This is a genomic window from Actinophytocola sp., from assembly GCF_035634895.1.
In the GTDB taxonomy this organism is placed as follows: Bacteria; Actinomycetota; Actinomycetes; order Mycobacteriales; family Pseudonocardiaceae; genus Actinophytocola.
In genome coordinates, this window is the sequence record NZ_DASQCC010000124.1 from 54,211 (window position 1) to 66,438 (window position 12,228).

The following is a 12,228-nucleotide window of genomic DNA, read 5'->3' on the forward strand; positions in this document are numbered from 1 at the left end:
CCGAGAAGCCGAAAAATTTCGCTGAAGTCAGCCCCAGAATGGAGAGTAGGCAGCCCCCACCCGATCCCGGGGGCACCCCGCCACGCCAGTCTACCGGGTGGCACTGACAAAACCCCTGGTCGGCGAGGGCTGTGGATAACTTTCACACGGTTGGGGCGAGCGAAACCGACACTCGTGGGGGAGGTGACTCCGTGTGTCAGGCCGACTCGCGGCAGATCAGTTCTGTCGGGAGGATGACCGGGCTCAGTGTGGTGTCGCGGTCGCGGAGTTGGGTGATCAGGAGCTTCGCCAGCTCGTGGCCCATCTCCTGGATCGGCTGGCGCACGCTCGTCAGTGTGGGGTCCGTGTGCCGGGCCACCTCGGAGTCGTCGAAGCCGATCACCGCCACGTCGTCCGGGACGCGGCGGCCCGCTGCGCGCAACGTGCGTAGCGCCCCGGCCGCCATGAGGTCGCTCGCGGCGAAGATCGCGTCGAGGGTCGGGTCCTTCGCCAGCAGCTCCCGGGTCGCCGCCTCGCCGCTCGCCTGGCCGAAGTCGCCCTGGGCCACCAGCCGGGTGACCCCGCGCTTGCCGCGCAGCGCCGAGCGGAAGCCGGCCAGCCGGTCGATGCCGGCCGCCATGTCCTGGGGGCCGGTGATCGTCGCGATGCGGCGGCGGCCCTGGCGGTACAGGTAGTCCGTCGCGATGCGGGCGCCCGACTCGTTGTCCGCGTCGACGTACGGGGTCGCGCCGATGTCGGACATCGGGCGGCCGATCAGGGCGACCGGCGTGCCGGCCGCCATCAGGTTGCGGGGAAGCGGGTCGTCGCCGTGCAGGGAGATCAGCAGGACGCCGTCGACGTGGCCGTTGCGGACCTGCTGCTCGACCCGTCCGTGCTGGCGTGGCGTGTTGGCCATCATCAGGTTCAGCTGCAGGGGAGTGTTGGACAGCTCGTGGGACAGCCCGCGCACGATGCTCGCGAAGAACGGCTCGCCGAACACGCGGTCCTCGGACTCGGACACCACAAGCAACACCGTGTCACTCCGCTGGGTGACCAGGCTGCGTGCGGCGTGGTTCGGCACGTACCCCAGCTTGCGGATCGCGTCCTGCACCGCCTTCAACGCCCACGGGCTCACCTCGAGCGAACCGTTGACGACCCGCGACGCCGTGCCCCGGGAGACGTTCGCCTCGATCGCGACCTGTTCCAGTGTTGGGCGCCCGCTCGCCCGTGTACGACGGCTGTCTTGCGTCGTCATGCCGCACTCCCGCTTTCCCGCTCCCGCTATGGTGATTCGGGCGCCGCGAACGGCGCCGTCCCGCCTCACGTATGCTCGTCCCCGTCGCCCTGCGCACACGCGTTGGCGCGGACGGTGCCCGCCTCGTCGCGTGCACCCCGCATCCCGGCCATGATACTGGGAACCCTCCCAGACGCGTCCGTTCCTTGACTCGGCGTGGCGGACCCAGCACACTGGGAAACGCATTTTGGGAACGCTCCCATCCGACTTCGCGCGTATTTACCGGAGGTATGGATGGTGTTGAGGAAATGGGTGGTCGCCATCGGCGTCATCGCCGGAGTGGCGGCGTCCGCGAGCCCCGCGGCCGCCGCGCCGTCGGTGTTCTATGTGGACCCCGAGACCAACGCGGCCCGCTGGGTCGCCGCCAACCCGAACGACGGCCGCACCGCCGTGATCCGTGACCGGATCGCGAGCGTGCCGCAGGCGCGGTGGTTCACGACCACCAACACGGCCACGGTGCGTGCACAGGTCAGCGGCTTCGTCGGCGCGGCGGCCGCGGCCGGCAAGATCCCGATCATGGTCGTCTACGACATCCCGAACCGCGACTGCGGCGGGGCCAGCTCGGGTGGCGCGCCCTCCCATGCGGCCTACCGGGCGTGGGTGGACGAGGTCGCCGCCGGCCTCGCGGGCCGGCCGGCCTACATCGTGCTCGAGCCCGACGTGCTGGCGCTGATGACCAACTGCCAGAACGCGACACAGCAGGCGGAGACGAGAAGTTCCATCGCCTACGCGGGAAAGCGGCTCAAGGCCGGCTCGGCGCAGGCGAAGGTCTACTTCGACATCGGGCACTCCGCGTGGCTGTCGGCGGGCGAGGCCGCGAACCGGCTGCGTGCCGCCGACATCGCGAACAGCGCGGACGGCATCTCGACGAACGTGTCCAACTACCGGACGAGCTCGGCCGAGGTCGGCTACGCCAAGGCGATTCTCTCGAACCTCGGCGGCGGGCGGCTACACGCGGTGATCGACACGAGCCGTAACGGCAACGGGCCGTTGGGCAGCGAGTGGTGCGATCCGGCCGGTCGCAGGGTCGGCACGCCGAGCACCACCGAGACGGGCGACGCGCAGATCGACGCGTTCCTGTGGGTGAAGTTGCCGGGCGAGGCGGACGGCTGCATCGCGACGGCCGGTCAGTTCGTGCCGCAGCGAGCCTACGAACTCGCCAACGGCTGATTCCCGGACGGCGCGGAAATATCGGCGAGGGACAAATTCCCTTGCCGATATTTTCGTCCTGACGCGTGTTACGGGATCGATTGAAGTTCCCTCGATCGGCCTAAGATCAACAGCCGAACAGCCCAGCGTGACGGCGTTCCCCTGGCCTACCCGAAAGACTGCGACTGAACGACTCCTGAACAGCCTAGTCGACGCCCGTTTTGTCCAGTATGAATACTACGTTCCGTAGCGGGTTCGCGTCGGCTTCGCCCGAACGGGCTTCACGTGTCCGGTCTGCACCGTTACAGTTGGATACTGGGAGCGTTCCCAAATTCTCCCGGAACCTTGCGGACAAAGGAGTTCATCATGCGTTCCGCCATCGCACGGGGCATGCCGCGGAAAGGCATGCCCCGTGCGATGGCCGCCGCCGTCGCGCGAGCGTCGGCGTCTTTCTTCTTCGCTGGCGCCTGGGTGCCACGGCGCTCGCACCCGGAGTCGACGACCCATATGCCGGCGCGGGGTCCACGTGAATACCGAATGGACCACGAAGGCCGCGGCCGAACCGGGCACCGACGCGGGTGGGCGGAACGAACCGCCGGGCGAGTCGGGGCGCCATCGAGGAGATCCCGAACGACGAGGCAGGGCCGGATACGCGACGCGCATCCGCCGTTGTGACCGAAAACCAGAGGAGTGAGGCAAGTGTCGATCCGACTACGTGCCGTCGCCGTGCTCGCGGCAGCGGCCGCCCTGCTGGTCGGCTTGGCGCAGCCGGCCGGCGCGCACGGCAGCACCACCGACCCGCCGTCCCGCAACTACGGTTGCTGGCAGCGGTGGGGGAACGACTTCCAGAACCCGGCGATGGCCACCCAGGACCCGATGTGCTGGCAGGCCTGGCAGACGGAGACGCAGGCCATGTGGAACTGGAACGGCCTGTACCGCGAGGGGGTCGCCGGCAACCACCAGGCGGCCATCCCGGACGGTCAGCTCTGCAGTGCCGGCCGCACCCAGGGTGGCCGGTACCGGGCCATGGACGCGGTGGGTGCCTGGAAGGCAGCCGACAAGCCGAGGAACTTCACCGTCAACGTGTTGGACCAGGCGCTGCATGGCGCGGACTACTACCTGGTCTACATCACGAGACAGGGCTTCGACCCGCTGACGCAACCACTGCGCTGGTCGGATCTGGAGCTGGTGAAGCAGGTCGGGAAGACGCCGCCGCAGAGCAACACGCTGATTCCGGTGAACGCGGGCAACCGCACCGGCCGCCACATCGTGTACACGATCTGGCAGGCGAGTCACCTGGACCAGTCGTACTACTTCTGTAGCGACGTCAACTTCTAGACCCCCACGGGGGAGAAGTGGCGGCCACTCCCGGAAGGGTGGCCGCCACTTCTGTCGTCATGCCTTCAGGAAGTCCAGCAGCTCGCTGGTGACCTCGTCGGCATGGGTCCACAGTAGACCGTGCGGCGCGTTCTCGATCTCGACGTACTTCGCGGCCGGCAGCAGCTTGTGGAAGCGGCGGCCGGTGGCGTCGATCGGGAGGATGTTGTCGGCGGTGCCGTGCAGGATCAGCGCCGGCACGTCGATCTTCGGGATGTCCGCGCGGAAGTCGGTGACCCACGTGGGCACCGCGGCACTGGAGGCGAACCAGGACGCGGCGGCCGCGACGTTCCAGCTGTTACGCAGCGCCTCCTCGGACAGCCGGGTGCCGAGGTTGTCGTCGGTGTTGTAGAAGTTCTTGTAGAACTCGGTGAAGTAGGCGTACCGGTCGGCCTTCACGGCGGCGGAGATGCCGTCGAAAACCTCCTGTGGCACACCTTCCGGGTTGTCGTCGGTCTTGAGCAGGAACGGCTCCAGCGATGCGAGGAACGCGACCTTCGCCACCCGTGCCGAGCCGTAGGCGCCGACGTACCTGGCGACCTCGCCGGTGCCCATCGAGAAACCGACCAGCACGACGTCGTTCAGGTCCAGCGTGTCCAGGACGACCTTGAGGTCGTGGGCGAACGTGTCGTAGTCGTAGCCGGTCGTCGGCTGGCTCGACCGGCCGAAGCCGCGGCGGTCATAGGTGATGACGCGGTAGCCGGCGGCCAGGAGCGCGGCACTCTGCTTCTCCCAGGAGTGTCCGTCCAGGGGGTAGCCATGGATGAGGACGACCGGCTGACCCTCGCCGTGGTCCTCGTAGTACAGCTCGATATCGGTGGAGTTCTCGGTCCCGACCGTGACGAATGCCATCGCGCTTTCCTTTGCTCGACCCAGGAGAACGGTCGTTCTCTCGTGTCGGTCAACCTGTGGGCGCGAGCTGGCATTCCGGTTGTGAGTCATGACACGGACCGGTGCGTGCGTGGCCGGAGTGGTGGCCACGCACGCACCGAGTACGGATTCCTGGTCAGCCGGCGGCGCAGCTCGTCGTCGCGCCGCTGCCGGTTCCCGTGCCCTGGTAGCCGAACTCGACCGACTGTCCGGGGGCGATGGAGCCGTTGAAGCTGACGTTGGTGAAGTTGACCGCGCCGATGTTCCCGCTACGGTTCGCGTTCCAGCCGCTGGTGATGGTCGCGCCGGTGGGCAGCGTGACGGTCACCGTCCAGCCGTTGACCTGCGCGGACCCCGCGGTGACCCGTACCGTGCCGACGAACCCGTCCTGCCACTGGTTCGTGGTGACGGTCGCGGTGCAGGCGCCGCCCGAGGGCGGCGGGTTCTCCGGCGGCGGGTCGGTGGTGCCGCCGTTGAGCGCGTTCAGCGCGGCGGTGTAGGCGGCCTTCTTGCCGTAGTTGCTGTCGAACAGCAGCGGGGTGCCGCTCGCGCGCCAAGAGTACTTGTCCGGGATGCCCCAGACCGTGATCCCCGTGCAGCGGGAGACCGCGAGGCACGCGTTGAGGACGCGGGTGTAGTTGTTGGCCTGCGTGCTGCCGGACCCCTCGATGTCCAGCTCGGTGATCTGCACGTCGACGCCGAGGCTGGCGAAGCGGGCCAGGTTGGCCTGGTAGTCGCTCGGCACCGGTGACGCCGAGTTGAAGTGCGACTGGAAGCCGACGCAGTCGATCGGCACGCCCCGGCTCTTGAAGTCCTGCACCATCGCGAAGACGCCGTTGCTCTTCGCGTTCTGGCCGTCGGTGTTGTAGTCGTTGTAGCAGAGCTTGGCGGCCGGGTCGGCGGCGCGGGCGGCGCGGAACGCCTCCTCGATGTAGCCGTTGCCGAGCTTCTGCTGGAACGGCGACTCCGACCGGCGGGCGCCGTTCTCGGCGAAGGCCTCGTTGACCACGTCCCAGGCGTAGATCTGGCCCTTGTAGTGGCCCATCACGCCGTTGATGTGGTTGACCATCGCCGAGCGCAGGTTGGTGGCGTCGAGGCCGCTCACCCAGCCGGCGAGCTGGGAGTGCCACACCAGCGTGTGCCCGCGGATCGTCATGCTCCGGCCGCGGGCCTGCGTCGTGATCTGGTCGGCCGGGGAGAAGTTGAACTGGTTGCGGTTGGGCTCGATCGTGTCCCACTTCATCTCGTTCTCCGGCGTGACGCCGTTGAACTCGGTGGTCCACGTGCTCGTGTACTGCGCCTCGCCGAGATGACCGGCCGAGACCGCGGCGCCGAAGTACTTGCCGCGGGCGGCGGCCGCGGCGCCGAGTGTCGTCGCCGCGTCGGCGGTGCCGGCCAGCGCGATCGCGCCGGTGGCCGCCAGCGCACCCGCCGCCGCGACCACCACGACCTTCCTGGCGGTGGTTCGCAGGGACTTGATGACCATGCTGCTCATTCCTCGCTGTACTAGACCAAACCTGAGTTGGATTTCGCGCAACGCTGAGCGATTACTCGATCGCGATCAGCTACAGCCGAGTTTGATTGTCCGTGCGAGGAGGAAGTTGTGTCAACAGTTCGAATTCCGGAACATTTTTGTGAAGTTTCGTGGCTCCGGAAATCGCTGTTCAGGGGTGGGATGGTGATTGTTTCGATTCCGCCACGCCCGAAATTATCGTGAAATTATCGATCAGGTCCCGATGGTCAGTTCGGAGATCGCGATCTTGTCGGTCGGGCCGGACCCGTTGGTCGGGCTGCCGGGCACGCTCGCGAGCACGATCATGTCGACGTGTGCTGTCGTGGTCGGCGCGAACCGGACCACCTGCATGCCCCGCGACGTCGATCCGGTGTCGAAGTCCGCCGTCACGTACGTGCCGTCGTCGAACACGAACCGCGCCGCGGACACCTTGCGGCCCTGGCGGTAGCGGTCGGTCCCGTCGTACGGGTCGGTCTTGGCGAACCCCGGCACGACGCCGATCCAGCTGATCGACGCGGGCTGGTCGAACGTCAACAACAGGCTCGCGCCCACCCCGTCGTGGTCGCACCGCCACGCGGTGTCCGGCTGCCGGTCGACCGCGTTCGCCGCCTCGTAGGTGAACCTGTTGTCGGCCGAGTCGACGCCGGGACCCGAGGTGCACGAGGCGGTCGCGCCGACGATCGCTGCCGGCGCATCGGACGACAGCGGCGGCGACATGCCGGCCGGCAGCCTGGTGCCGGCATACCCACTGACCGGCGTGCCGGGTACGCGGTTGAGGGCCACGAGGACCCCGGTCGTGACGGCCGCCGCCACGATGATCATGACCACCGCCGCGGCCACCAACCCACGGACCACGGCGTGCTGGGATGACATCCGATTTCCTTCCCACGTATTTCGTCCCGACCGCACGTCCGTCGGCGACCGTGGGTGTTTCCGTTACCGGTGCACACCGGGAAATTCCGCGCATGCGGCATTGCCGGACCGTTATCCGAATTCGCTTAACGCCCGCGGCGTGCACCGCGATACCTACGGGCCGCTGACCAGGGCGATTCGGCCGTCAGGGCGTCTGAACGGCGATTTCCTCGCCCAGCCGCACGCCGTCGGCCAACGGAAGTTCGTCGCCACTCCAGAACCGGCCGGGGTCATACCAGTTGGGCCGGCGTCTCCCCGGCAACAATCCCATGGCCTGATAGGTGACCGCGACGACCTCCGCGCAGTAGGCGGTCTCGAGCTTCGCGTCGGAGGTGGGCGTGCGCGGAATGGGCGCGCGGCCGTAGAGCCAGCGCGAGAACAACCGGGCGGTTGACGGGAAGGGCGTGCCGTCGAGGCGGGCGACCGTGCGCAGGATGGCGTCCTCCATCGCCCGGTCGGCCGGGGGCTCCAGCTGGCGCAGCCAGGCCCGCTGCTTGTAGCGGCCGGTCCACAGGTCGACGGCCTCGCGTAGATCGTGCAGCTGCACCCCGCGGTGGCGCTCGCCGGTCCACATGTCCCGCAGCGACCTGCCCAGCTCGGCGTGCCACATGAGTGGTGGCAGGTCCTCGATCACCACCGCCATGCCCACGTGGTTGACCGGGCTGTTCGTGGTGATCCGGATGGTCCGGTCGGCGGCGGTGGTGCCGCGGAACAGCCAGACGTCACCCGTTCTGGTCAGCTCGACTGCCTCGTCCAGTGAAACGGCCACCCCGGTAGCCTAGGCCCGTGCGCTGGTGGAAGATCGTCGGCTTGGCCGGCCTGGCAGGCGTCGCGGCGACCGGAGTGGCGATCGCCCGCGCCGAACGCAGGCGCCGCGCCTACACCCCCGAGGAGATCCGCACCCGCCTGCATCAGCGAGCCGAGGAGGCCGCGGGCAAGTAGCGTGAGTCGCCGTCCCCGGATGTGCAGGGTGGACGACCCGAAGGAGGCGGCCGCGGATGAGTGGAGCGACCCATTCGACGGAGCGGGCGTTCTGGCTGCGTGAGCCTGGACAGGGTGAGATCCGGCCGGCGGAGCTGGGGCGGCCCGGACCGGACGACGTGCTCGTGCGGACGCTGTACTCCGCGGTCAGCCGGGGCACGGAGGCGCTGGTGTTCCGCGGCGGGGTGCCCGCGAGCCAGCACGACGTGATGCGTGCGCCCTTCCAGGAGGGTGACTTCCCCGCTCCGGTGAAGTACGGCTACCTCAACGTCGGCATCGTCGAGAGTGGACCGCCGGACCTGCTCGGCCGCACTGTCTTCTGTCTCTATCCACACCAGACCCGCTACGTCGTCCCGGCCGCCGCCGTGACCCCCGTGCCCGAGACCGTGCCGGCGCGGCGGGCCGTCCTCGCCGGCACGGTCGAGACCGCCGTGAACGCCGTCTGGGACGCCTCGCCGCAGGTCGGGGACAAGATCGCGGTCATCGGGGCCGGGATGGTCGGCGCGTCCGTCGCGCGGATCCTCGCCGGCATCCCCGGCACCCGGGTGCAGCTCGTCGACATCGACCCGGCGCGACAAGGACTCGCCGCCGGGCTCGGGGTGGACTTCGTCCTGCCGCCGGACGCGACGGGCGACTGTGACCTCGTCGTGCACGCCAGTGCGTCCGAGCAGGGCCTGACGCGGGCACTGGAGCTGCTGCGGCCGGAAGGCGTCTGCGTCGAGCTGAGCTGGTACGGCGACCGCCGCGTCAGCGTCCCGTTGGGGGAGTGGTTTCACTCACGTCGGCTCACCATCCGTAGCAGTCAGGTCGGCACCGTGTCACCCGCTCGGCCGAAGAGCTACGGGCAGCGACTGGCGGTCGCCCTGGGCCTGCTCGCCGACGCCGGGTTCGACGCACTGGTCACCGACGAGTGCCGGTTCGACGAGCTACCTGCGGTTTTGCCGAAACTGATCAGTTCTGAACCGTCTTCGCTCTGCCTGCGTGTTACCTACGACAGCGACTGACCCGACCGTAGGAGGCGCAGGGTGTTCACCCTCACCGTCCGCGACCACATGATGGTCGCGCACAGTTTCACCGGAGAGGTGTTCGGCCCGGCGCAGCAGTTGCACGGCGCGACCTTCGTCGTGGACGCCACGTTCGCGCGTCCCGAGTTGGACGCGGACAACCTGGTCGTCGACATCGGACTCGCCACCGGCCAGCTGAAGGACGTGCTGGGCGGGCTGAGCTACCGCAACCTCGACGACCTGCCTGAGTTCAAGGGCGTCAACACCTCTACGGAGTTCCTCGCGAAGTTCGTCGCCGACCGGCTAGCCGATCGCGTCCACAGTGGATCCCTGGGTGAGAGCGCCCGTGGGCTCACCGAGATCACGGTGACGCTCAAGGAGTCCCATGTGGCGTGGGCGAGCTACCGGCGGTCCCTGTGACGCGTGAGCGGAGCCCGCGGAGCGAACCATGGGCGCGGGAAGGCGAGGAACGATGCCACCGAGCCTGTGAGGGGGCATCGTGACCGTCTTCATCCTGCCGGCCGACGTCGACGACGTCACGGTCGCGAGTGGCGGCAACGTGTACGGCAGACGCATGTGCGAGTTACTCGGCCTGGAAAAGGTGACGGTGCCGGGCCGCTGGCCCACGCCGAGCACCAAGGCACGGGTGGCGTTGTCCCAGACACTGGGGGAGATCCCGGACGCGTCGGTAGTACTGATAGACGGACTCGTGGCATGCGGGGTGCCCGAGGTGGTGGTGCCGGCCGCGCGCCGGCTGCGCCTGGTGGTCGTCCTGCACCTCCAGCTCGCGGACGAGATCGGGCTGCCGTCGGAGCGGGCCGCTGGCCTGGACCGGCGCGAGCGTGAGGTGCTCCGCGCGGCCACGGCCGTGATCACCACCAGCGAGTGGTCGACCCGCCGCGTCGTCTCCCACCACGGCCTCGACCCGCGCCGCGTGCGCACCGCGCCGCCCGGCACGGAACCCGCGCCGCTGGCCGCGGGCACCGAGTCCGGCAACCGGCTGCTCTGCCTGGCCTCGGTGACCCCCCGCAAGGGGCAGGACCTGCTGGTCGAGGCGCTCGGGAACCTCTCCGACCTGCCCTGGACGTGCGTGTTCGCGGGATCGCTGCGTAACGACCCGTCGTATGCCCGCCGGATCCAGGGCTCGGTCGACAAGCACGGACTGACCCACAAGATGATCTTCGCCGGGGTGTTGTGGGGCGACGACCTGGAGCAGGCGTTCAACCAGACCGACCTGCTCGTGCTGCCGTCGCGGCGCGAGACGTTCGGCATGGTGGTGACCGAGGCGATCGTCCGCGGCATCCCCGTGCTGGCCACGAACGTCGACGCGCTCCCTTTCACGCTCGGTAGGGACACGAACAGGACGCCGGGGATGCTGGTTCCTCCCGACGACGTGCCCGCGCTCACCGAGGCGCTGCGCCGCTGGCTCACCGACGCCGGCCTGCGCGACCGCCTGCGGGAGGCGGCGAGGGCACGCGAGGTCGAGGACTGGCCGACGGCGGCGAAGCGGCTCGCGGGGGTACTGCGTTGAACGGGAAGCTCTGGAACTGGGTGAAGCTCGCCGCCGGCGTGGCGATCGTCGTCGCGTTGATGTGGAAGCTCGGGACGAATGGTTTCGTCGCCGGATTACGGGTAATCGACGCCCATGACGTGGTCGCCGCGGTGGTTGTCGGGCTCGGTACCACCGTGCTCTGCGCATGGCGGTGGTGCCTGGTCGCGCGCCGTCTCGGGCTGCGTCTGCCGCTCGGGAAGGCTGTCGCCGACTACTATCGGGCACTGTTCCTCAACGCCGTGCTACCGGCCGGTGTGCTCGGGGACGTGCAGCGCGCCGTATCGCACGGCAAGCAGGAGGGCGACGTCGGCGCGGGAGTCCGTGCGGTCGTGCTCGAGCGGACGGCGGGGCAGGCCGTGGTGATGGTGGCGGGAGTGGCCGTGTTGCTGGCCAGCCCGGCACGCGCTGTCGGCCTGGTGCTCGTGGCCGTGCTCGTGGCGGTCGCGCTCGGCTACCTGGCCGCGCGGCGGTGGGTCGGCATCGGCTCACGCTGGCGCCGCACGATCGACGACGTGCGTCACGGCCTGCTGGCCAGGGACGCGTGGCCGAGCATCGCCGCGCTGTCCGCGGCCGCGCTGACGGGGCACATCACGCTGTTCCTGGTCGCCATGAAGGCGGCGGGCGCGTCGCAGTCGCTGGACAAGCTGCTGCCGATCGTGATCGTGGCGCTGCTCGCGATGGGCCTGCCGATCAACATCGGTGGGTGGGGACCCCGCGAGGGCGTCACCGCGTTGATGTTCGCCGCGGCGGGGCTCGGGGCCGCGCAGGGCCTGACCGCCGCGGTGGCGTACGGGCTGCTGGGGCTCGTGGCGAGCCTGCCGGGCGCGCTGACCCTCGTGCCGTGGGCCCGGGTCGCGACGCAGGTCCGCGGTGTCGCGGTGGTGCTCGTCCGGAAACGAGAGAGGGTGGCATGACGCACGTGGCGGATGCGGAGACTTCGCCGGCGACGGTCGAACGGATGGTGGAGACCCGCCTGCCGACGTCGTACGGGGAGTTCCAGGCGGTGGGGTATCTCGACCCGAGATGGGGACACGAACACGTGGCCCTCGTCCACGGCGAGGTCGCGGGGACCACGCCGCTGACGCGGTTGCACTCCGAGTGCCTGACCGGCGACGTGTTCGGCTCGACCCGGTGCGACTGCGGCCCGCAGCTCGACGCCGCGATGCGGGGCGTGGTGACCGCGGGCGCCGGCGTGATCATCTACCTGAAGGGCCACGAGGGGCGGGGCATCGGCCTGCTGGCCAAGCTCGCCGCGATGCGCCTGCAGGAGGACGGCCTGGACACCGTCGAGGCGAACATCGCGCTCGGCCTGCCGGTCGACGCGCGTGACTACGACGTGGCCGCCCAGATCCTCACCGACCTCGGGATCGAGCAGGTGCGGCTGCTGTCGAACAACCCGGAGAAGCTGGACTCGTTGCGCCGAAACGGGATTCGTGTCGTGGAGCGGGTGCCGCTGCTGATCGCCCCCAACGACGACAACCTTCCTTATCTGCTGACCAAACGGGAGCGGCTCGACCACCTGCTGCCGCACCTGGCGTGACGCCCGCGGTGCCTCGGCTCCCTGGTCTTCCGGCTGAGGTCCGCCTCTGACAGCGGC

The 12,228-nt window shown here is 69.2% G+C and carries 13 protein-coding genes; 8 read left to right on the plus strand and 5 right to left on the minus strand.

Annotation, left to right across the window (positions count from 1 at the left end):
* Positions 1 to 196: 196 nt before the first annotated feature.
* Positions 197 to 1,234 (minus strand): LacI family DNA-binding transcriptional regulator, encoded by a 1,038-nt coding sequence (locus VET29_RS17965; RefSeq protein ID WP_324921664.1) that lies wholly within the window; start codon positions 1,232 to 1,234, stop codon positions 197 to 199.
* 273 nt (positions 1,235 to 1,507) lie between these two features.
* On the opposite strand from VET29_RS17965, the gene VET29_RS17970 reads away from it, so the two are divergent.
* Positions 1,508 to 2,443 carry a glycoside hydrolase family 6 protein gene (locus VET29_RS17970; protein ID WP_324921666.1) on the plus strand — a complete coding sequence of 312 codons (936 nt, stop codon included), beginning with the start codon at positions 1,508 to 1,510 and terminating at the stop codon, positions 2,441 to 2,443.
* A gap of 684 nt (positions 2,444 to 3,127) precedes the next feature.
* The gene (locus VET29_RS17975; protein WP_414636530.1) at positions 3,128 to 3,760 is read left to right on the plus strand and encodes a lytic polysaccharide monooxygenase auxiliary activity family 9 protein; all 633 of its coding nucleotides are present in this window, start codon (positions 3,128 to 3,130) and stop codon (positions 3,758 to 3,760) included.
* 57 nt (positions 3,761 to 3,817) lie between these two features.
* Here VET29_RS17975 and VET29_RS17980 read toward each other — a convergent pair whose 3' ends face one another.
* From VET29_RS17980 to VET29_RS17995, 4 genes are all read right to left on the minus strand, one after another.
* A complete protein-coding gene (locus tag VET29_RS17980) occupies positions 3,818 to 4,651 on the minus strand; it encodes an alpha/beta hydrolase (protein WP_324921670.1) in 834 nt (277 codons plus the stop codon).
* A 154-nt stretch (positions 4,652 to 4,805) separates the two neighbouring features.
* Positions 4,806 to 6,155 (minus strand): endo-1,4-beta-xylanase, encoded by a 1,350-nt coding sequence (locus tag VET29_RS17985; protein WP_324921672.1) that lies wholly within the window; start codon positions 6,153 to 6,155, stop codon positions 4,806 to 4,808.
* Between the two features lie 240 nt (positions 6,156 to 6,395).
* On the minus strand, positions 6,396 to 7,055 hold the full coding sequence (locus VET29_RS17990; protein WP_324921674.1) for an NADase-type glycan-binding domain-containing protein: 660 nt from the start codon (positions 7,053 to 7,055) through the stop codon (positions 6,396 to 6,398).
* Between the two features lie 184 nt (positions 7,056 to 7,239).
* A complete protein-coding gene (locus VET29_RS17995; protein ID WP_324921676.1) occupies positions 7,240 to 7,863 on the minus strand; it encodes a hypothetical protein in 624 nt (207 codons plus the stop codon).
* A gap of 17 nt (positions 7,864 to 7,880) precedes the next feature.
* Between VET29_RS17995 and VET29_RS18000 the strand changes: the two genes are divergently transcribed.
* The 6 genes from VET29_RS18000 to ribA all read left to right on the plus strand — a co-directional run bounded on the left by VET29_RS18000 (position 7,881) and on the right by ribA (position 12,171).
* Positions 7,881 to 8,036, plus strand: a complete 156-nt coding sequence (locus tag VET29_RS18000) for a hypothetical protein (RefSeq protein WP_324921678.1) — start codon at positions 7,881 to 7,883, stop codon at positions 8,034 to 8,036.
* 56 nt (positions 8,037 to 8,092) lie between these two features.
* Positions 8,093 to 9,079, plus strand: coding sequence for a zinc-binding alcohol dehydrogenase (locus VET29_RS18005; RefSeq protein ID WP_324921680.1), 987 nt, complete (start codon positions 8,093 to 8,095; stop codon positions 9,077 to 9,079).
* A 21-nt stretch (positions 9,080 to 9,100) separates the two neighbouring features.
* Positions 9,101 to 9,499, plus strand: a complete 399-nt coding sequence (locus VET29_RS18010; RefSeq protein ID WP_324921682.1) for a 6-carboxytetrahydropterin synthase — start codon at positions 9,101 to 9,103, stop codon at positions 9,497 to 9,499.
* 79 nt (positions 9,500 to 9,578) lie between these two features.
* On the plus strand, positions 9,579 to 10,610 hold the full coding sequence (locus VET29_RS18015) for a glycosyltransferase family 4 protein (protein ID WP_324921684.1): 1,032 nt from the start codon (positions 9,579 to 9,581) through the stop codon (positions 10,608 to 10,610).
* Positions 10,607 to 11,545, plus strand: coding sequence for a lysylphosphatidylglycerol synthase transmembrane domain-containing protein (locus tag VET29_RS18020; protein WP_324921685.1), 939 nt, complete (start codon positions 10,607 to 10,609; stop codon positions 11,543 to 11,545). Before VET29_RS18015 ends, VET29_RS18020 begins: the two co-directional genes overlap by 4 nt.
* The gene (gene ribA / locus VET29_RS18025; protein ID WP_324921686.1) at positions 11,542 to 12,171 is read left to right on the plus strand and encodes a GTP cyclohydrolase II; all 630 of its coding nucleotides are present in this window, start codon (positions 11,542 to 11,544) and stop codon (positions 12,169 to 12,171) included. The genes VET29_RS18020 and ribA overlap by 4 nt, the downstream gene beginning before the upstream one ends.
* The last annotated feature ends 57 nt before the right edge of the window (positions 12,172 to 12,228 follow it).